The organism is Eubacterium sp. SB2 (assembly GCF_001244405.1).
Classification (GTDB): domain Bacteria; phylum Bacillota; class Clostridia; order Lachnospirales; family Lachnospiraceae; genus Faecalicatena; species Faecalicatena contortus_B.
The window spans coordinates 57680-78916 of the sequence record NZ_LN865149.1 but is presented as its reverse complement, the minus strand read 5'-3'; the positions used below and the strand labels follow the sequence as shown (position 1 = coordinate 78916).

The 21237-nt window shown below is 43.1% G+C and carries 22 protein-coding genes; 21 read left to right on the top strand and 1 reads right to left on the bottom strand.

Annotated features, from left to right (window positions below; genetic code table 11):
* Positions 1 to 40: 40 nt before the first annotated feature.
* From BN1938_RS02220 to BN1938_RS02120, 21 genes are all read left to right on the top strand, one after another.
* Positions 41 to 922, top strand: coding sequence for a carbohydrate ABC transporter permease (locus tag BN1938_RS02220; RefSeq protein ID WP_050639041.1), 882 nt, complete (start codon positions 41 to 43; stop codon positions 920 to 922).
* Positions 923 to 925: 3 nt separating this feature from the next.
* Positions 926 to 1762 (top strand): carbohydrate ABC transporter permease, encoded by an 837-nt coding sequence (locus tag BN1938_RS02215; RefSeq protein WP_050639040.1) that lies wholly within the window; start codon positions 926 to 928, stop codon positions 1760 to 1762.
* Between the two features lie 48 nt (positions 1763 to 1810).
* The gene (locus BN1938_RS02210; protein ID WP_050639039.1) at positions 1811 to 2671 is read left to right on the top strand and encodes a ketose-bisphosphate aldolase; all 861 of its coding nucleotides are present in this window, start codon (positions 1811 to 1813) and stop codon (positions 2669 to 2671) included.
* 64 nt (positions 2672 to 2735) lie between these two features.
* Positions 2736 to 3947: an ADP-dependent glucokinase/phosphofructokinase gene (locus BN1938_RS02205; RefSeq protein WP_050639229.1), complete on the top strand. Its 1212-nt coding sequence runs from the start codon at positions 2736 to 2738 to the stop codon at positions 3945 to 3947.
* 24 nt (positions 3948 to 3971) lie between these two features.
* Positions 3972 to 4826, top strand: coding sequence for a class II fructose-bisphosphate aldolase (locus BN1938_RS02200; RefSeq protein ID WP_050639038.1), 855 nt, complete (start codon positions 3972 to 3974; stop codon positions 4824 to 4826).
* Between the two features lie 236 nt (positions 4827 to 5062).
* Positions 5063 to 5911 carry a MurR/RpiR family transcriptional regulator gene (locus tag BN1938_RS02195; protein WP_050639037.1) on the top strand — a complete coding sequence of 283 codons (849 nt, stop codon included), beginning with the start codon at positions 5063 to 5065 and terminating at the stop codon, positions 5909 to 5911.
* Positions 5912 to 5986: 75 nt separating this feature from the next.
* Entirely contained in the window at positions 5987 to 6670 is a 684-nt protein-coding gene (locus BN1938_RS02190; RefSeq protein WP_050639036.1) for a D-lyxose/D-mannose family sugar isomerase, read from the top strand.
* Between the two features lie 492 nt (positions 6671 to 7162).
* Complete coding sequence (locus BN1938_RS02185) at positions 7163 to 8029, top strand: pyridoxamine kinase (protein WP_050639035.1); 867 nt, start codon at positions 7163 to 7165, stop codon at positions 8027 to 8029.
* A 71-nt stretch (positions 8030 to 8100) separates the two neighbouring features.
* The gene (locus BN1938_RS02180) at positions 8101 to 8619 is read left to right on the top strand and encodes a TIGR04002 family protein (RefSeq protein ID WP_050639034.1); all 519 of its coding nucleotides are present in this window, start codon (positions 8101 to 8103) and stop codon (positions 8617 to 8619) included.
* A gap of 52 nt (positions 8620 to 8671) precedes the next feature.
* On the top strand, positions 8672 to 9268 hold the full coding sequence (locus BN1938_RS02175; RefSeq protein WP_050639033.1) for a TIGR04100 family radical SAM protein: 597 nt from the start codon (positions 8672 to 8674) through the stop codon (positions 9266 to 9268).
* Between the two features lie 252 nt (positions 9269 to 9520).
* Positions 9521 to 10261 carry an RraA family protein gene (locus BN1938_RS02170; protein WP_173020080.1) on the top strand — a complete coding sequence of 247 codons (741 nt, stop codon included), beginning with the start codon at positions 9521 to 9523 and terminating at the stop codon, positions 10259 to 10261.
* Positions 10262 to 10283: 22 nt separating this feature from the next.
* Positions 10284 to 11690, top strand: a complete 1407-nt coding sequence (locus tag BN1938_RS02165) for an ABC transporter substrate-binding protein (protein ID WP_050639031.1) — start codon at positions 10284 to 10286, stop codon at positions 11688 to 11690.
* Positions 11654 to 12619 (top strand): carbohydrate ABC transporter permease, encoded by a 966-nt coding sequence (locus BN1938_RS02160; RefSeq protein ID WP_050639030.1) that lies wholly within the window; start codon positions 11654 to 11656, stop codon positions 12617 to 12619. Before BN1938_RS02165 ends, BN1938_RS02160 begins: the two co-directional genes overlap by 37 nt.
* A 10-nt stretch (positions 12620 to 12629) precedes the next feature.
* On the top strand, positions 12630 to 13466 hold the full coding sequence (locus BN1938_RS02155) for a carbohydrate ABC transporter permease (RefSeq protein ID WP_050639029.1): 837 nt from the start codon (positions 12630 to 12632) through the stop codon (positions 13464 to 13466).
* A gap of 19 nt (positions 13467 to 13485) precedes the next feature.
* A complete protein-coding gene (locus tag BN1938_RS02150) occupies positions 13486 to 14544 on the top strand; it encodes a Gfo/Idh/MocA family protein (protein WP_050639028.1) in 1059 nt (352 codons plus the stop codon).
* 10 nt (positions 14545 to 14554) lie between these two features.
* Positions 14555 to 15445 carry an amidohydrolase family protein gene (locus tag BN1938_RS02145; protein WP_050639027.1) on the top strand — a complete coding sequence of 297 codons (891 nt, stop codon included), beginning with the start codon at positions 14555 to 14557 and terminating at the stop codon, positions 15443 to 15445.
* A 10-nt stretch (positions 15446 to 15455) separates the two neighbouring features.
* Complete coding sequence (locus tag BN1938_RS02140) at positions 15456 to 16730, top strand: ABC transporter substrate-binding protein (RefSeq protein WP_050639026.1); 1275 nt, start codon at positions 15456 to 15458, stop codon at positions 16728 to 16730.
* Positions 16723 to 17358, top strand: coding sequence for a bifunctional 4-hydroxy-2-oxoglutarate aldolase/2-dehydro-3-deoxy-phosphogluconate aldolase (locus BN1938_RS02135; RefSeq protein ID WP_050639025.1), 636 nt, complete (start codon positions 16723 to 16725; stop codon positions 17356 to 17358). Before BN1938_RS02140 ends, BN1938_RS02135 begins: the two co-directional genes overlap by 8 nt.
* A gap of 1 nt (position 17359) precedes the next feature.
* On the top strand, positions 17360 to 18340 hold the full coding sequence (locus BN1938_RS02130) for a 2-dehydro-3-deoxygalactonokinase (protein WP_050639024.1): 981 nt from the start codon (positions 17360 to 17362) through the stop codon (positions 18338 to 18340).
* A gap of 292 nt (positions 18341 to 18632) precedes the next feature.
* Complete coding sequence (locus tag BN1938_RS02125) at positions 18633 to 19538, top strand: sensor histidine kinase (protein ID WP_187376279.1); 906 nt, start codon at positions 18633 to 18635, stop codon at positions 19536 to 19538.
* The gene (locus BN1938_RS02120; protein ID WP_050639022.1) at positions 19535 to 20206 is read left to right on the top strand and encodes a response regulator transcription factor; all 672 of its coding nucleotides are present in this window, start codon (positions 19535 to 19537) and stop codon (positions 20204 to 20206) included. Before BN1938_RS02125 ends, BN1938_RS02120 begins: the two co-directional genes overlap by 4 nt.
* 166 nt (positions 20207 to 20372) lie before the next feature.
* Here the strand turns inward: BN1938_RS02120 and BN1938_RS02115 are convergent, their stop codons facing one another.
* Positions 20373 to 21236 carry a methionyl aminopeptidase gene (locus BN1938_RS02115; RefSeq protein WP_050639021.1) on the bottom strand — a complete coding sequence of 288 codons (864 nt, stop codon included), beginning with the start codon at positions 21234 to 21236 and terminating at the stop codon, positions 20373 to 20375.
* Position 21237: the final 1 nt, after the last annotated feature.

The following is a 21237-nucleotide window of genomic DNA, read 5'->3' as shown; positions in this document are numbered from 1 at the left end:
TGCGTATGAAGTTAGAACAGGATAATAGGAGGGACTGATTTTGAAGTTAACAGCAAAAAAAACTGCACCATACAGATATCTTGCCCCAACAATACTGTTAATGATTGTTTTTATGGTTATCCCTATCTGCATGGTAATCGGTTACTCTTTTGTGGATGGGGCTGTCGTCTCAAAGAATACGGATTTTGTCGGATTGGCAAATTATAAGGCCATATTTGCAGACAGCGAGTATTTAGGCGCAATATCGAACACCATCATCTTTGTGGTGGTAAGCGTTGTTGCACATTTGGTTCTGGGTATGTTATTTGCGATGCTGCTGAATACCAAATATTTTGGGACCAGAACCAAAACAATTGCCCGTGTTATTTATATTCTTCCGTGGGTATTTACGGCATCAGTTGTTGCGATTCTGTGGAAGTTAATGTTACAGCCATCGGGTATTGTTAACTATCTTCTGTCCGTTTTTCCGCAGATATCCCAAAATACGGAGTGGCTGAGTAATAGAGAGCTCGCGTTGGCGGTGATCTGCTTTATCAACATCTGGTGCGGCTATCCGTTTTATATGATTAGTATTCTTGCAGGCCTGCAGGGAATTTCCGGGGATTTGTATGAGAGTGCGGCAATTGACGGGGCAACAGGTGTTAAGAGTTTTCTGCATATTACCATACCACAATTGAAACCAATTTTGATTAGTATCGCAATGTTGGATTTTATCTGGACGCTGCAGTCCTTCAATGTTATCTGGATGTTGACAGGCGGCGGCCCGGTAAATGCAACAGAGACGGTGAGTATATATATTTACAAAAAAGCGTTCCAGAAGGTTGATTATAGTATGGCGGCAACGGCAGCCACAATATTGCTTGTAGTCTGCATATTCGTTGCAATCTTCTATGTGAAACAGCAGAAGAAAGTGAGGGAATAGGAGATGGTTGGAAGTTATAAAAAATCGACGAAGGTCATAGTTTCTATTCTTTTGGTTTTGGGAGGTTTATTTTCGGCATTTCCGATCTTGTGGATGATCTGCTCTTCACTGAAATCCAATTCGGCTATTTTTTCGTGGCCGCCCAAATTTATTGACTCATCAGCCAGTTTAGCGTCCTACATAGCAGTGCTGACGGATTCCACGAAGGTAAGATTCTTCATTAACAGTTATATTGTAGCGGGCTGCGTAGTTCTGCTGACATTGTTTGTGGGAATACTTGCGGCATATGCATTCAGCAGGTTTGATTTTCCGGGAAAAGAGATTTTTAATTCCCTGATAGTCAGCGTACAGGCGATTCCGCCGATTGTACTGCTGATTCCGTACATGGGCATGATTGTTGCAATGAAGCTTTTTAATACATATCTGGCATTGATTCTAACCTATTTGATTACGACACTGCCGTACTGTATCCTGATGATGACGGGTTATTTTAATACCTTGTCCAAGGAGCTGGATGAGGCGGTAATGATTGACGGCGGGTCCAGATGGAAAGCTCTTTGGTCTGTATTAGTGCCCATCTCGATACCTGGAATGGTCTCTGTAGGGATGTACACCTTTATGCAGGCGTGGAATGAATATCTGTTTGCGCTGGCATTGACACAGACAACGGAAATGCGTACGGTTCCGATCGGGATCAACTTATTGATGGGACAGCATGCATATGACTGGAGCCAGATGATGGCTATGAGCGTACTCGGATCCATACCGGTACTGATTCTGTTTATCTTTTTCCAGAAATACTTTATTGCCGGCATGTCTTCCGGCGGTGTAAAGGGCTAATGGAAAATGGATATATTATATTAATTTGAAGAAAAGAGGAGAATGACTATGTTAATGAACATGAAAGAATTACTTGCTGTAGCGAATGAAAATCATTTTGCCGTACCTGCATTTAACATTAGCGACTATAATATGTTTAACGGCATCATGGAGGCGTCTGAGGAGAAGGATGCACCTGTGATTATTGCGATACATCCGGATGAATTAAGCCATATCTCAACGGAGATGGTGAAGGGAATTGTAGAGAGAATACATAATTCTTCCATACCGGCGGTTATCCATCTGGATCACGGCGGAACTTTCGATCAGGTAATTACGGCAATCCGCGCAGGATTTACCTCTGTTATGATCGATGCTTCCAGCCAGCCCTACGAAGGAAATGTTGCAACATGCCAGAAAGTCTGCGAGGCCGCACATGCGGTGAATGTATCCGTAGAAGGTGAACTTGGTACCATTGGAAATACGGATTCCGTAGAGACAACGGCACCTGATGAGATCTTATATACAGACCCGATGCAGGCAAAGGATTTTATTGAAAAGACAGGAATTGACTGTCTGGCAATTGCGATCGGAACATGCCATGGCATTTATCCGAAAGATATGAAACCGGAACTTCGTATTGATATTCTGGATGAAATTAAAAAAGTAGTGGATGTACCGCTTGTACTTCACGGCGGATCTTCTAACAAAGATTCGGAAATCGCAAAATCTGTAGAGCACGGCGTGAATAAGATCAATATTTCCAGCGATATTAAGGCGGCTTATTATGAGAAAATGAGAGAGGTTCTTCAGGATGCATCTCTGCGCGAGCCAAACCAGATTCAGCCGATCTGTGTGGAAGCGATGAAGAAAGTGGCTTTTGATAAGATTGACCTGTTCCAGGCAGCAGGCAAGGCATCATTATACTAAAAAGTTATCCGTTTCAGGATAATTTATGAAAGAAACATTTTATGAGACCGAAGGAGACTGCAGAATGAATGAGAGAATTGCACTGGGCTTTCATACATGTGTAGATTATGAACTGAAATGGGATACACAGGTGGTAGAAGAGCAGATTAAAGCATTTGATATTCATGCGGATGAGCTGAAGCTGGATATCGAGGTTGATTCGGAACGCGCAATTTGGATTATGAGCCTTGCGCATTTGCAGGCGGGAATCGGATGCGAGATGGTTCCTTCCACGTCGGAGGTGTGCATTGCGTTTGCGAATCATTTTGAATATGAAGTGACGCTGGGGGGAACCCCTACCCGCGCGGGAATTATTCTGGACCGATTGGGGTATTCAAGCGTATTGCAGACCAGCTGCTACAATGATCATGTAAAACGGCTGCTGCCGTCAAAGATCCGGGCTCTGCCGGGGGTGGGGCCGGATCAGAATAAGATATATCCGCACGTTGTATTGCAGTGCCATAAGGGCGTGAGGATTCAGGCAAACGACATCGATTTTGTGACTCCCAGAGAGAACCGTATCCTGATCTCGCGGGATGAAGACAGTCTGAATATGCCTGTTCTGCCGGATGAATTCGGTAAGATGATCGGCGGGTGTGAAGTGTTCCTGCTGGGTTCTTTTTCGGAGCTTTTGGATCCGGACGTGCTGAAAGACAGGATGGAGAAGACGAAAAAACTCTTATCCTATCTGCCGGATGATGCAGTTGTAGTCATGGAGGATGGGTGTTATGTGAAGAAAGATTTCCGCAGCTATGTCCACCGGCAGCTGGCGCCTCAGATCGATGTGCTGAGTATGAATGAAGACGAACTGCAGCAGTATATTGGGAAGTCGATTGATATACTGGATCCAAAGGCAGTTGAGGAAGCCGTAAAATATGTTTATGACAATTCGGGCATCAAGCTGATTCTGGTTCATTCTGCCGCGTGGGCGCTGGTCTACGGGGAGAATGCAGGCACAATGAAAGCATCTCTGGAGGGCGGGGTCACGATGGCGTCAACACGCTTCCGGATCGGTGACAATTTTACGCCGGAAGACTATGAACAGACCAAAGATATACCGGTTAAAACAAAAAGCGCAGCATTTTGTGATTGTATGGGAGAGAGGCTGGGAGAGAAGATCTACTGTATCCCCTGTAAAGATTTGAGCTATGTGGAGAATCCCACGGTAGTCGGCCTGGGCGATTCTTTTGCAGGCGGGCTTCTGCCGGGCCTGTTGAAGGAAAACAGACGAAATTAGACATCATTTGAAGGAGAAAACACAATGTATGAAAAAACAGAAAATATATTAAAGATGGCGAAGGAAAGCAACACTGCGGTGATCTCATTCATCTGTATGGATTATACGATGGCAAGATCAGTCGTATATGCTGCAGAGGCAGCCAACACACCGGCAATGGTGATGCTGTACCCGGAGCATGTTACGGTTCAGCACACAACCGGATTTGCCAATTATGCGGCTATGGTAAAGGAACTGGCAGGCGAGGTGAAGGTGCCGATCGGGCTGCATGCGGACCACGATTTTACGTATGATGCCATTATGAATACGATAGGGGCCGGTTTTGAGTCGGTTATGATTGATGGGTCTATGAACGATCTGGAAACTAATATTGCACTGACCAAAAAAGTGGTGCTTAAGGCCCATGAGTCAGGCGTATGTGTAGAGGGCGAGATCGGACATGTGGGAGCTGCCGCTGCTTCTGATAATGCAAATGAGGATCTGTTTACAAAAGCGGATGCGGCAGAAAAATTCTGCAGGGAGACGGGAGTGAATTCCCTGGCTGTTTCTATTGGAAATGCACATGGTGAATATAAAGACACTCCGCATCTGGATATTGCGCGGCTGGAGGAGATCCATGCGGCTACAGATGTATCGCTGGTACTTCATGGAGGAAGCGGTATACCGGACGATCAGCTGCTGACGGCATTCTCAAAGGGAATCAACAAATTCAACCTGGGGACGGAATTTTTAGGCAGATATTATGATGCGGTGGCGGCATTTACCCAGGAGAATGCAGGCAATCCGGATCCGGTTAAGATTATCAATTTGCCGGAGTATGTGCAGTCCAGGTTACAGCCTTACTTAGAGGAACGTCTGAAGACCCTTTGTCACTTTTAGGTGAAAATAGGGAGCAGTCCGGGCAGGCCTGGACTGTTACCGGGAGAGAATCTCAAGGTGCTGTGCGCAGCAGAATATTAGTGACAGAGGGCGGCATATATGATACTATAATAACGGAACACTCTCGGAAACTCTAACGATAGTTATGAGGTCAATATGCACATCTATATTGGATGTGGCCGTCCTCTGTGAAATTGCCGGGCGTGGATCGAAACAAGTATATGGAGTAGAGAGCTTTGAAAAATGATAATATTTTACAGAGGGAAGTCCTTGATGTCATAAAAGAAAAGTATGGGGAAATATTTGCAGCAGAAAAAAAGGTTGCGGATTTTGTTTTGCAAAACCCACAGAAAACAGTGGACTCCAATGTATCGGAGATTGCAAAACAGAGCGGGGTAAGCGATGCTACAGTTGTGCGTATGTGCCATCATATCGGATATACAGGATATTATCAGTTTCGGATTACTCTGGCAAGAGACTTGGGGAAAAAGCAGTACGAAGGCATCGTGATTCCGAAGAGCAGCGGGGCAATAGAAAAACTGTTCCACGATTATGCAGAGAAGCTGATAGCGATTGGCAGGAGAATAGATGCCGAAACCATGTGGAACTGTGTGAACCTCTTAAAAATATGCAATGTGGCACATATTATAGCAATCGGTAATACCTGTTCTGTATCAAAGTATATGGGGTTCCGGCTGGGAAGGCTTGGAATAAGAAGTACCTTTGAAGCCTCAGCGGAATTTTTTATGAACCATATCAACCTCGCGGATCCGGGAGATATTGTGATAGCGATCTCAAAATCCGGCACGTCAAAACCCGTAGTTTTGGGAATGGAACTGGCCAGGGAAAAAGGGCTTAAGATCATTGCTATTACAGACCATGTGGAATCTCCGGTCTCGGAGCTTGCAGATTATGTACTGCTGTCCAGCGGGGAAGAGGAACCTTTCAACTACTACAAAGACTATGCGCAGACTAACGTAATGGCAACGATTGACGCACTTTTGAATTTTGTTACGAATGAAGACTGGATAAAGATAAAACAGGCAGACAGGCCTGAGATGATTCTATCAGAGTATAAGATATAAGTTTGCTATATTTAATAACAGATAGCAGGGACCAGGTGCCCTGCTATTTGGATATAGAAAGGATGGGGTTATAGTATGAAACGTTCAAGAATCAATGCAGTGATCAAGGACATGGAGGCGTTAATTGCAGAACACAGGTTCGAGATTCCGCCGTTCGCAAAGCTGACTGCGGAGGAGTGGCAGGACATTGGCCATGAATACGATGAAATCCGTGACAACTGTCTGGGCTGGGATATTACGGATTATGGCCTTGGTAATTTTGATAAGGTGGGATTCTCTCTTCTTACGATTCGAAACGGGAATCAAAAGATGCCGGATAAATATCCCAAGCCGTATGCGGAAAAGCTTTTAATGCTGTACGAGGGGCAGACTGCTCCGATGCATTATCACTGGAACAAGATGGAAGACATCATAAACCGCGGTGGAAACGACATCTATATCACTGTGTACAATGGAGCGGAAGACAAATCTATGCTGGATACAGATGTTGTCGTACATACGGACGGAAAAACAGAAGTGGTTCCTGCGGGGACGAAGATCTGTTTAAAACCAGGCCAGAGCATTACGATTACTCCATATATGTATCATGATTTCATTGTTCCGGAGACCGGCGGTTCCGTATTACTGGGAGAAGTATCCATGTGTAATGATGATGAAAATGATAACTGCTTCTATGAGCCGATCGGACGTTTTCCGGAAATAGAGGAGGATGAAAAGCCTTACCGCCTGCTCTGTACGGAGTATCCAAAGGCGCGGTAATTGGGATGATCGGGCTATAGAAGCCATATGCATCGCACCTAAGCGGCCGAAATACGGCCACTAAGTGCTCGCAGCTATAAAAAAATAAAACAGGTTCTTCTGACACAGGAACGGGGGAAATCCCGTACCCGGGAGTCGGAGGAACCTTTTTTGGTGATACAGTAAATTCCGATGGGATTTCCTATACATAAAACCATTCGGGAGATGCAGACGGTGTTCTGAGAATTTAAGTGGCCTGGTTAAAATATGCATAACTGGACATTTAGAGTAAACCAGTCATGTGCTATCATGGCATGTAGAGCCTGGAGCGTGTCTGAAAATTCATTGCCGCAATATGCCGCCCCACTTCACGGTCTATTTACTGCCAAATACAGAGGGCGTAGCCCACTACGCCTCCTGAATTTGGCAGTAAATACCTCGTAAACTGGGAGAACATCTTGCAACAAGCAATTTTCAGACACGCTCTGGGGCAGAAAGGAATGAGGGAATATTATGACTAAGAAAATTGCAGTCATCAATGATTTGTCGGGATTTGGGCGCTGCTCCCTTACGGCCGCCATCTCTGTGCTATCGGTCATGGGAGTACAGCCATGTCCGCTTCCTACGGCGGTTCTGAGCGCACAGACAGGATATCCCAGTTACTATTGCGATGACTATACCGATAAGATGCAGTATTTCCGGCGGGAGTGGAAAAAGATGGACGCCCGGTTCGACGGAATCTACACAGGATTTGTGGCCAGTGAGCGGCAGATTGAAAATATATTTGAATTTTTGGATACGTTCAGGAGGAAGAAGACCTTTCTTCTGGTAGACCCGGTGATGGGGGATAATGGGAAAGTGTATACCATGTTTACAGAAAAACTGTGCAGCCTCATGAAGGAGCTGGTTTTCCAGGCCGATGTGGTGACGCCCAACCTGACAGAGCTTTGTCTCCTGACAGATACGGACTTCAGAATGATCCGGGAATTAACCGATGAGAAGCATCTGCTTGTTGTAGTTGAGCAGATGGCCGCAAATCTGATGAAGAGGGGACCGAAGAACGTAGTGGTGACGGGCATACATTTCCGGGACGCAACGGACGGTGTTGTGAAAATGGGAAATCTGGCGGTAAGCGGAGGAAAGAAGAGTTTTTCCGCGTTTCCATATATCGGGGGAAGTTATTCCGGGACGGGTGATCTCTTCGCGTCCGTTGTTGCGGCGGGGATGGCGAGAGGAGACGAGATATCCGCCAGTATAGAACTTGCCGGAGCTTTTATTGAACGGGCAATCACAGATTCTGTGAGGGAAGGCATCCCGCGCAATGATGGTGTGGATTATGAACAGTACCTTGGTATGCTGCTTCCCGAGCAGTGCTCATAAATGAAAAACAGTATTTTTAATGAGTTTAGAACATACAGAGAGAATTAGTTTAATTAAGGAGAGTGGGACACATGAGGAATAATACATTAAAAATAACGGCAGCCGGTCTGTTTGCAGCTATGATTACGATTATGACAGCCTACATCTGCCATATCCCTTACGGGGCAAACGGCGGATACATTCATTTTGGGGATGCGCTGATCTATCTGGGGGCGGTATTCCTCCCCAGGCCGTACGCGTTGGCTGCCGCAGCGATCGGTGGGGGAATGGCGGATCTGCTTACCGCACCGATGTGGGCGCCTGCCACAATTATTATAAAAATGCTGATTACACTGCCATTTACAAGCAGGGAAGGCCGGATTATGGCTCCCAGAAATATCGCGGCCCCATTTATTGCTGCGGTCATCTCCGCGGCGGGATATTATCTGGCAGAGGGGATTCTGTTTGGTTCCTTTGTGGCTCCGCTGGCATCGCTGGCCGGAAGCGCGGTGCAGTCCGGCGGAAGCGCGGTGATCTTCCTTGCGCTGGCAGCAGCGATGGATAAGGCGCGCGTAAAGGATAAGACGCAGAAATTACTGCATCTGTGCTGATGGCGATAACAGTTATTAGGTTTGAAAATATTTAGATTAAGAGGTAAATGAGATGGCTGATATTTTATATACGTATAAGAACCAGGTGTATGCCAATATTACAAATTTATGTGACTGCCGGTGCGAATTCTGCATTCGCAGCCACGAGGACGGAGTAGGGGATGCGGAGACCCTCTGGCATAAAAAGGATCCCTCTTTGGAAGAAATCATTGCGGCTATGGATGAGTTTGATTTTCAGGGTTATAAAGAGCTGGTATACTGCGGGTATGGAGAACCGACCTGTGCGCTGGAGAATCTGGTAAAATCCGCGAAGTATGCAAAAGAAAAATATGGCGTTTTGGTACGGATTAATACTAACGGGCTGGGTAATCTGTACCATGGAAAAGATATAGTCCCCATACTGGCGGAGGTGGCGGATTCCATATCCATAAGCCTAAATGCGCCTACAAAAGAAGAGTATACCCGGGTTACACGGCCTAATTTTGAAAATGCATTTGAGGCCTTGCTGGAATTTGCCGGGGAGTGTGAGAAAATGATTCCTCAGGTAAAGATGACTGTAGTGGATGTACTGCCGGAGGAGGAGATAGAGGCAAGCAGGGAACTGGCGGAATCCATAGGGGTGGAGCTTCGGGTTAGAAGATATGCGTGAGGGAGCGGAAAGGCACTGTGGTGGATATGTGAATTATGTGAGATTAGAAGAATGGGGGTAACAAAGACACAAAAAGATTTTATTTGATATAGACTTCCAATCAAAAAGAAGCAGGTCTTTATGACTTGCTTTTTTTCAGTACTTTTGTACTCTAAAGCTTCTTACTTTAGTTATCTTGTACAAAAATGAGGTGATCCATATAATTTGTTATATAAAATAATGCCGGCAAAAAAGAAAAAGGAGGAGATTGGAATGGAAGAAGAGAAAAGAGGATTCAGTCAGGAGGAGATTGATCACTTCTGTGAAGAGCTAAAACGGTTCAATTCGCCCCTGGTCTATGACGCATTGTTTTTTAAATATGGCCTTAGAAACCAAATATTAAGGAAAGAGGTCAAGCCTGTCTTAAGAGATATGAAGATGGCAGGGCCGGCTTTAACTGTCAGGGGGAATGTGAAAGCCGTTTCTTTGGATGAAGAATTTGACAGAGCAGGCCGCGGGCCCTTGGGTGGCATGTGGGTGCGCGTGGCAGACATGGTAGAGGAACATCCCAATTGTATTGTATGCGTACAGCCGGGGTATACGGAGGTTTCCGTGCTGGGGGATATTCTGGGAATGACTTGGAAATACGCTGGAATGCAGGGACTGGTCTGTGATGGACCCGTTCGGGATACACAGGGATTTTTAGAAGAGAACATCCCTGTCTTTTGTACAGACACTTTTCCGATTTGTGCAGAAGGGCATTGGCAGATGCTGGAGGGAAATGAGCCTCTGTGGATGCATGGCCAATTGGGAGAAGTATTGGTGAATCCGGGTGACTTCATTTTTGGCGACTCGGACGCGGTATTAATAATTCCGAAGGAATGCGTTGAGGGAGTTATTGAAGATTGTTTAAAACGCGCAGGCAACGAGACGGTTACTAAACAGTCTATTAGGGAAGGTATGAAAGCACGGGAACTGTGGGGAAGAGACGGCCACGGCGGCCAGATCGGATAGGGAGAGTAAAGGAGAAGATCATATGAGAAAGCAAGTTATATCAATTTTGCTGACAGCGGGTTTGATACTGGGACTGGCTGGCTGTGCCGCTACACCCGAGAATAATAGCAGCCGTAAAGAAAGCGGTTCAAACAATACTGTAGATCTTGTAATTTGGCAGCATGAGGCAACGGATCAACGAATCGAAGCGTTTCAGGCTGTGATCGACAGGTTTATGAAGGCGAATCCGGGAATCACGGTTACACAAGAAGTGGTTCAGTGGGATGATGACCAGATGAAAATGTTAAGCGCCATTAGCAGCGGTGAGACGCCCGACATGAATGTCACAAAGGATACGAACTGGCAGGCGGCATACCAAGCAGGCGGGCTATATCCGATGGATGAGATTGTCGGGGCTGTAGATGAGAAAGAAACTATTTACGACGTATCTTTGAAGAGTTTTAAGGCCGATGGAAAGTACTGGGCTCTGCCCTTTCAGAAGATTTCTCATGTATTAATGTACCGTCCGAGTATGTTTGAAGCAGCAGGAATTGAAGAAGCGCCAAAGACCTGGTCTGAACTGCTGGAGTGTGCTGAAAAACTGACGGTTGATAAAAATGGAGATGGACAACCGGAGGTATATGGCGCCGGAATTACCACCGGGCGGGTATCGCTTACAACAGATATGTTTGCTTCATTTTTAGTAAAATCAGGTGGAGATATTTTTGATCAGGATGGAAAGGTTGATTTTGACACAGAAGAGACGAAGGAGACATTAGAGTTTTATAAAGAGCTGGCCCAATATTCTCCGGAGGCGAGCAGTTCCTGGTCCTGGGGAGAATTGGAAAACAACTGGGCGGCAGGAAAGCTTGCAATGATTAATTATGCTTCTCCGAACTTATCAAAATTCTTTGAAAGTGAAGACTTTGATATTGCCTCTGTTGCCATGCCTGTTCCAGACGGGCTGGAAAATCAGGAAACAGATACATTAGTTACGAATCTCGCCATACTCTGCTTTAAGGATGCGATGGAAAAAGAGGGGCATTACGAAGCAACAAAGAAGTTTCTGGAATTCTGTATGGAGCCGGAAAACAACTGGCTTCTGACTGTAGCGATGGAGCCTGCATTCTTCCTGCCAGTAACAGAAACAGGGGCCGAATTAGTTCAGTCCGGATATTTTGAAGAGGAATATTTCCCGTTAAAGAACTTTGATTTTGCCGAGGGAGCAGAGAGCAGAGACGTATACGAGCAGTTTGCCAAGACCGCTTTGGATAATACAAAGAAGGGGTATGCGTTGGGAAATAAATATGGTGCAGTAAATTCTAACCTGGCAGAAATCTATAATTCGTTAATTATTTCAGATATGGTTCAAAAGGCCGTTTTGGAGGACGTACCAGTTGATGAAGCTGTGGATTGGGCACAATCCGAAATGGAGAAACTGTCAAATTAAAAATATGGGATTTGCTGGAAGCCTTCTTCCAGCAAATTCTGTTTCCGGAGGTGACTGGTTTGAAGAATAATCAAAAAATTGGATATCTATTCTTGCTGCCTATATTTATTATGGTATGTATTTTCTTGCTATATCCGTTTTTGAAAGGGTTTTCATTATCTTTTTTTGAGACTAAATATGGGTTTGGTGAAATGAGCTTTGTCGGATTGAAGAACTATAAAACAATATTTCAAGACGAACATTTTCTCATTGCTTTAAGAAATTCAATGATATGGGTTGTCGGCGTAATCGTTTTAAACACCATTGTGCCGCTTTTTATAGCGATTCTTCTAAACAGAGAATTTTTGGGGAAGGGAATAGCAATGGGACTTTTACTTATTCCCTGGCTTACACCGGTTGTTGGAGCGGCAATGCTAAGCAAATGGCTATTAGAACCGGAGATCGGCGTTATAAATGGTATTCTGCATTCCTTGGGTATGATAGGAAGTATTAACTTTTTAGGCTCGCCTGCCACAGCGCTGATTACAACGATTATTGTTAATTTTTGGCAGTTCTGCCCTTTTGGGGTACTTCTGTCTTTGGCAGCGCTGAGTACGATCCCAGAAGAGCTGTATGAAGCAATGCGCGTGGATGGAGCGGGAAGATGGACAATTCTAAAAAGGCTTATTATGCCTTTAACAGGGAAAATAGTGGGCTTTCTGGGCTTTTTGGGTTTTGTTTGGACATTCAGCAACTATTCTCTGATTTATATGCTGACGAAGGGCGGGCCATCCTTTTCCACATATACCATTCCGCTGATGATTTATGAAAAAGCATTCAGCGAGTTTAATGTCGGACAGTCGGTTTCGTTGGCAAGCGTTGTTGGCTTTGTTCTGATTGGACTTGGAATGATTTTTTTCCGGTTTGTTTACAAATCAAATGAGGATTAGGGAGGGGTCTATGAGAAAGAAGAAAAATACGCTGCAGAATGTAATTGTCTGGCTGATTGTAGCCTGTACGGTATTCCCATTCCTTTATGTAATTCTCGGATCTTTTCAAAATGAAAGAACCATCATGGTTGGCGAAGTGAGCCTTCTGCCGACGAATGTCACGCTCCGTAATTATGTTGGATTGTTAACCAGCAAGAGTGGAGCAACGGCGTTTGGAATGAACTTGAAGAATAGTTTCATTGTTTCTCTGGGAGTTGCTTTTCTGTCGCTTGTAATTGCAATATTTGGAGCATATGGATTATCAAGATATCAGTTTAAGGGCAAGGAGCTTATTGCTAAGGGCATGCTGTTTATGTATGTTTTTCCAACAATCTTAACAATTGTGCCGATTTATAATGTGGTTACGCAGATGGGGCTGATTGATACACACCTGGGTCTGATTCTAGTGGAAACTACCTTAGTAGCACCATTCTGTACATGGTTGCTCCGTTCGTTTATCGATGCTATTCCAAGGGAGATAGAAGATGCTGCAAGGGTAGACGGAGCGAACCGCATTCAGATTATTGTGAAGATTATTCTTCCACTTTGTGCGGCAGGATTATTGGCGGCGGGGATGTATGCACTGATTTATTCATGGGGCGAATATACATTTTCTGCAATCCTGCTTAACTCGTCTTCTAAAAAGACAATACCCCTAGCATTGGCGGGATATATGTCTCATACTGATCAGCAGTGGGGAAGGCTTTTGGCCGGATGCTCACTGAATTTTATTCCGCTTTTAATTATATTCGTGCCGTTTAGTAAAATATTCTTAAAAGGATTTATGGCAGGAGCGGTAAAAAGCTAAAGGAAAGGAGAACAAGCTTATGAAAACAATAAAAACAGGCGTAATCGGTTGCGGGTTAATTGCTCAAATGGAATGGCTGCCGTATTTACATGAATTAGAAGAATACGAAGTGGTGGCGGTACAGGATATCTCAAGAAGGGCTGCAGAACATTGTGCAAAACAATATCAGGCGCCATATGTTTTTGATGACTGGAGGGAACTGATCCGGCATCCAGAAATTGAGGCAGTTGTAATTCTGAATCAATGTCATACGGAAGTCTGCATAGAGGCAGTTAGAAATAAAAAGCATGTTATTGTTGAAAAACCATTATGTGAGAATGTTAACCAGGCAAAGAGAATAGAAGAAGCGGTATGTGAGGAGAATATTGTCTTTATGATAGGCGAGATGAAAAGATATGATCCGGGATTTCTGTATGCGGCCGATATCATTGCTCAGATGAAGTCTATCAGAATGCTGCGTTTCAGGGACTATTGCGACGGTCTTGTCAGATCTCAAAATGAAATATTAGAAACGGTAAGAAGAACAGATGTAGATGCGGATTTAAAAAACAAACTGAACCAGGAGTTTTGGGAGGGTATGGATGCGGCAACAGGAGATATACCAACAGAGTATTACTACCATTTGTTGACAGGAGGAGCACACGACATTGCAATGCTGCGCGCGATTATGGGCGATCCGGAACGTGTTTCGTATTGTGACATCTGGAACGGGGGCAATGAACTGGAAGCAGCAATGGTATATGGTGACAAGACGCGGGCGTTTCTGGAGGTGGGGTATACAAATCACAAATGGTTTGACGAAGAGTTTGTAGTTTACGGAGAGGATCAGACCGTCCATGTACAATTTCCGAATCCATATTTAAAGAATGCCCCCACGATGATTACTGTAAAAAGGATGGAGGGGAATATGGTCGTCGAAGAAAAAATAGAGACTTCTTACCAGGAGGCATTTCGAAATGAACTATTACATTTTTATAATTGTATCTGTAATAATTTGGAGCCTGTCACAAATGTGCGCGAAGCAAGAATGGACTTAGAGCTTATGGCCGGTATCTTAAAAGCATATCAGAAAGAATGAGGAAATAATAATGGATCACAGTATCAGATTAACCACAATAATAGATGCTCATGCGCATCCCCTGCGGGATGAGAAAATGACGGCAAATGAGCTGCCTTCAAATTTTGAGGAAGAACAGCGGCTGCTTCACAGGCAGGCAGAGCATATTATTTCCAAAATGCAGCAGCTGCAAATTCAAAAAAAGGTTATGATGGCCATGCCGCCGGATGTTGAGAGTGGGTTCTATTATGGGGCGGTATCACCTGTGACTGGGTATAAAAATCGTACCTCGCAGGAATGGATCAAAGAAATTATAAAATTATATCCGGAGCATTTTTATGGAATTGCATGCCTGAACCCATTGGGGGAAAGGGCAGTTAAGGAATTAGAGTCACTTGTAGTTCAAAATGGCTTTAAAGGAGTAAAGATCCATCAGGGGCATTATAACATCAGTGCCGATGATCCCAGACTGATTGATTTCTATAAGAAATGTATTGACCTGGATATTACAGTTGCATTCCATACAGGATTTTCACCGGTGCAGCACATTGACCGATACATTACAACAATGCCGCTGACAATTGATGAATTGGCACATAGGTTTCCAGAATTAAGGATCATGATGTGTCATGCGGGCGGAAATTGGTTCCAGGATGGTATTATGATAGCACTTCGGAATAAAAACGTATACGTGGATCTTGCAGGAATTCCATGGCTGTGTTCATTTCTGGTTTACCCGGAAGTTGACTGGAGAACACTGATATGTAGAATGGTAAAAGTCCTGGGAGCAGACAGGATAATATATGGAACGGATAACATGGATGACATGATGACTCCGGAAATGATAATGGAATTAGATATCTTAGAGGAAGAAAAACATATGATCTTAGGCGGCACGGCGAAAAGGGTTTATAATTTATAGGAGAAAATCTATGAAAATTGCAGTTAATTATGGAGAATTTGATGATTTACCGATTCTTGACAAGAGCCGTGAGTTAGAAAATTATCTCGGTGAAGAAATATGTGTTGAAAGTCTGAAGTCAGAACCTTTTCTCTTAACAGTAACACAGGACATGAAAAAAAGAGCCTCTACTTATGATGTTATTTCCTTTGCGCCGGTTTGGATCCAGCAGGTAGTAGAAAAAAGAGGAATATTAGATTTGGGTGGGCTAATTGAAAACAAGGCAACAACCTATGACACGATAGAAGGGTTAAACGGAGATTTCTTTGAAAATTATTTGGGGTATAATGCCTGGTACAATGAAAAAACACAAATGCCGGGGCAAGCACGGGGCTCCGGATTGATTGCTATACCGGGCGCACATTCGGGAGGTGCTGTCTTGAATTATCGGCAGGACATATTAGACAAATACCATATCCCGGTGCCTCAGACGTGGGAAGAGTTTAATGAAGCTGCAAAAAAAATCACTTCCTCAGAAAGTGGAGTTTATGGAGCAACAATTTATGGAAATACAAAAGGATTTTTCCCCATATTCGATTGGTACAATCGGCTGGTTTCATTAGGGGGGAAACAGTTTAGGGGGACTGTCGGGGGACGTAGCATAACCTCTTGTGCAAATAGCACGGAAGGAATAAAAGCTTATAACTTAATCAAGGATTTACTGCCATTTATGCCAAAGGATGCGTTGGATACGACATTAGAAATCGGAAAAGAAAAAATGCTCCAAGGTGAAATCGCTATGCAGATCAATGTAACTTCATTTACTATGCCGGGAGACTTTTATGATAGAAATTCCTCTAAAGTATACGATACTATCGAAACGGAACAGATTCCCGGAGAAAAGGGATTCCGCGGCGTTGGTTATGGCGGTGGGCTGTCATGGTCTATTCCTAGAAATGCAAAAAATATTAATAATTCCTGGAAATGTATACAATTTTTAGCCTCTAAGACATTCGACAAATACAGATGTATGAAATACGGAACCACCCCGATGAGGAGGTCGACTGTCCAAGATACAAACGTGCAAAAGGCTCAGCCCTGGATTAGATGTATGGAACCGATTATAGACCGTGCTGTTGAACCTGAATATTTTTATATACCGGAGGCATTCGAAATAGCTGCAATTATAAATGATATCATAAGGACTGGTTTACAGAATGAACTGGAAGCTTCACTTGTCATGAAAGAGTTGGATAAAAAGATTAATGAGGTATTAATCCGGGGAGGCTGGAAATTGAATGGATGATAAAAGAAAATATGTGCTAAAACAATTAGAAAAAGAGAAACTCATAGCAATTATTAGAAATATAAAAATTGCAGAATTTCTAGATGTAATAGAAGAATTACGGGAAGGCGGAATCAATTGTGTAGAAATAAGTGTGAATACAACGAATTATGCGGATATGATAAAAATAGCAAAATCGAGAGGTTTTATTACCGGGGCGGGCACTATTTTGAAAGAAGAGCAGTTCAATTGCACTTCAAAATTGGGAGTGGATTTTATATTGTCTCCTGTTTTAGACATCAATCTTATCAAAGCCTGCAGCAGGCATCATATTGTGTCGGTTCCCGGTGCGATGACTCCGACAGAGATATATGAGGCTGAAAAGAACGGTGCGGATATGGTAAAAGTATTTCCATGTTCAGCACTGGGATCACGCTATATTAAGGATATTCTGGCTCCGCTGTCAGGACTGAAAATTATGGCAGTTGGCGGTATTTCAGAGGTAAATGCAAAGGAATTTTTAGCTGCTGGAGCGAGCTGTCTGGGAATCGGGTCATTATTAGTTAACAGGGAAAATGCTTCGTTACATAAGAGAAATACGATTAGAGAAAAAGCGATTGCTTTAAAGGCGATGTGTGGAGGTGTTTAAGATGATAGCATACTTTGACTGCGGTACTACAAATACCCGTATATACATCATCAACAATGGACATATTATCTATGAAAAAAAAGTTGAAAAAGGGACGCGGGATGCTGTGCACGGCGAATTGCAATATGAAAAGCTCCTAAAGGCATTATATCAAACTGCATTGAGTAAAATAAAAATTTTAAATAAGGATATTTACAGGGTATATGCATCAGGAATGATTACAAGCAGATCAGGTCTGTATGAAGTACAGCACGTTTCATTGCCGGCAGGCATAGAAGTGCTTAGAAATAACATGGTCACTTACAATCTTAAAAACGAAATTGGAAAAGATCTCACTTTAATCCCTGGAATGAAAACGTGCGGTCAAAACTTACGTGTGAGTCCGGATGAGTGTGTTGACGTTAACAATATCCGTGGTGAAGAGATGGAAATATTTGGGGTAAACAAATGGGCGGTTATGAATAAGATATATAATTATGCTCTCGTACTTCCAGGTTCACATACGCAGACTGCATTTGTTAAGAATGGGACAGTAAATGACCTTTTTTCTTGCATATCGGGTGAATTGTTCGATGCAATTACAAAACATACTTTTATAGGCGCATCTGTCTGTGAAAATGACTGTCAGATAAACGTGAATGAAGTCGGAATGGGCGCACGGCTGCTGGAAAAATATGGATTAAACCGAGCATTATACCTAGTTAGAACGTTGGAGATTTTTTCCGATACATCGGCTTCAGAAAGGATGAACGTATTAGAAGGAATCATTCATGCGGATATCGTTAAGGGTGTGCTTGCAAAGCTGGATGAATTGAAGGATATTACAAATATTATAATTTATGGTAATACGACGCAGGCATCAATCTTGGAAAGCCTATTTGAAATGTATGCCAGAAAAGGGTATAATATTTTTGTCCTGGATTTACCCGTTCAGGCATCTGTTATGGGTGTGTGTGAACTGGATAAAAGAGAAGGGGTTTAATGAAAAAAGACCAGAATATTATTTATTATCTATTCAGCATAAGCCTAGTTATTGTACAAATTGTTTTTTTCATAATAAAAAAGAAGCACTTTTTGGAATATATCTGGGGAAGCTCATTTATTATTTTGTCAATCGTTGTTTTCGTATTGATTTTAATTATCCCGATAACAAAAAAAATACCAGAAATGCCTTGACTGCTATTGTTTTAGTAATGATAACGGTTGTAACATATCCCCTTGGCGATGAAATATTTCCTTTGCTGGTATTCTTAGCGGCTGGCAGTACTTGTGGGATGCTGGCAAGTGAAAATTGGGGGTTAAAAATTTGTACATTTGTGTCCTGCATTATTATATGCGCCCGGCAGTATCCGCATAACAGATGGGATAACAGTATTGCAGAGATGCCTGTTGACGAAGTGGGGGTACTGTTTCTTTTCATATTGATTTATTTTGCATGCCTTCACATTATAAGCCTCTATCTTCAGATCTTCGAAAGAAATATGGACCTAATAAAAAATCAAGAACAAAATATTGCAAGGCTAAGCTCTGCAAATCTGGAATTTCAATGCCATGCTACCAGCCTGGAAAAGAAGTCCATAGACAGGGAACGAAAAAGAATAACCAGAGAGCTTCATGATTCTATCGGTTACACGCTTACAAATATTACCATGATGATGGAAGCGGCCTTAAGAAAAAACAATAACAATAAGGAGTTGGATCAGCTGCTGGAGCTTACAAAGGAGCAGGCAAAGGAGGGTTTGCGGGAAACCAGAAAAGTGTTGTACTTTCTCCGGGAAGAGAATATTGAGACAAGCGGATTGATTGCGGTAACACGGATGCTGGAAATATTTGAGGAAAGCACGGGTATCCATATAGAACAGACGTTTATTGATATTCCAAAAAGTATGTCTAAGGAATCGGAAGATTTTATTTACCGCTTTGTACAGGAAAGCGTAGTGAACTCTTATAAACATGCACATGCTAATAATATTCATATTATTTATTCATACATTGACGGCATTTTGTATATCCGGATTGAAGACGATGGCAAGGGATGTAAACAGTTAAAAGAAGGAATTGGAATAACAGGTATGCGGGAGAGGCTCAGGTATCTCGGCGGCAGCCTGAGTATATATAATCAAACGGACTGCTTTGCGGTTGTAGCAAGTATTCCTATTGATGCGGGAGGGAAGGCATGATAGACATATTGATTGTTGACGATCAAATACTATTTGCAGAGAGTCTAAAGCAGGTGCTGGAAGGAGAGCTCGATTTTAATGTCGTTTTTGTTGCTTTACATGGGCAGGAAGCACTTGACTATTTGCAATGTCATTCTGTAGATATCATTTTAATGGATGTCCGTATGCCGATAATGGATGGTATAGAAACCGTAAAGCAGATACGAGAGAAAGATGCAGATACCAAGATTGTCATGTTAACAACTTTTGATAATGATGATTATGTTTATCAGGCGATTAAATTTGGTGCGAATAGTTATCTCTTAAAAGATATGGCGCCGGAAGTATTTTTTGAATCGATACGAGCAGTGCTAACAGACAATGTCATGATGTCGGAAAAAATACTGAAAAAAATTACGAACAGGCTTACTAATGGTGAATATGAGAAGGAAGATTTGAAATGTGCCGAAAAGATAGGGAGGCTGAATCCAAGGGAAAAAGAGATTTTATACTTAATATCATGCGGAAAAGAAAATAATGAAATTGCAGATATAATATTTGTGGGGCCGCAAACAGTGAAAAATTATATAAGTATAATATATACAAAATTAGAAGTAAAAAATAGAGTACAAGCTGCTAAATTAGCGTTTGAGTATGGTTGTGACAGGCTTAAGGATAGTATTAAGTAATAGAAAGGCCAGGATTAAGGGGTGATATGAGACTCCTTTTCCTGGCTGTCTTTGTTTAAAACAATATTGGATTTCAAATTATCATCTTTTCCATGCAATAAGGTTTACGAAGTAGAGTAATCAAAGCAGTACTTCTTTTTACTGACTGGCTTTTCTAACGCGTTTCTTATTTTGCTAATACTTCAACCCCGTCCTCGGTGATCATGACCATATATTCGATCTGTGCGGATAGCCCGTCATCAATAGTATAAACGGTCCAGTCATTCTCTTCATCGATAAAGAAATCAGGACTGCCCTCATTAATCATCGGCTCAATGGTGAACATCATACCAGGCACAAGAAGCATCTCGCTCCCCTTAGGCGTTACATAGCTGACAAATGGATCTTCATGGAACTGAAGCCCAATGCCGTGTCCGCCGATCTCTTCCACAACGGAATACCCGTTGGCCTGGGCGTGTGTGTTGATTGCATCTGCAATGTCGCCCAGATGTCCCCAGGGCTTAGCAGCAGCCAGGCCCAGTTCTACGCATTCTTCAGTTACCTTTATAATGCGTTCGGCGCGCTCGGAGATTTTCCCCATTTTAAACATACGGGAGGCATCTGAAAAATAGCCGTTCAGAATGGTTGATACATCCACATTGATGATATCGCCCTCCTGGAGAATGATATTCTCATCCGGAATTCCGTGGCATATCTCATTATTTAATGAAGTGCATACACTTTTCGGGAATCCCTGATAATGCAGGGGAGCGGGGATGCCGCCATTCTTTGTTGTTACATCATAAACGATCTTGTCAATCTCCTCGGTACTCATTCCAATGTGGATCTGCGCTGCGACCGCATCCAGCACCGCGGTATTCAAAGCGGCGCTTTCTTTGATCTTTTCAATCTGGAATGGGGTTTTTAACAGCTTGCGGTTCGGGACGATCTCGCCTCTGTCCGCATGAAGCTTTAATTTTTCTTCAATTGCCATGTGGCATTTTTTATATTTCTTTCCACTGCCGCACCAGCAAAGGCCATTTCTTTCCATT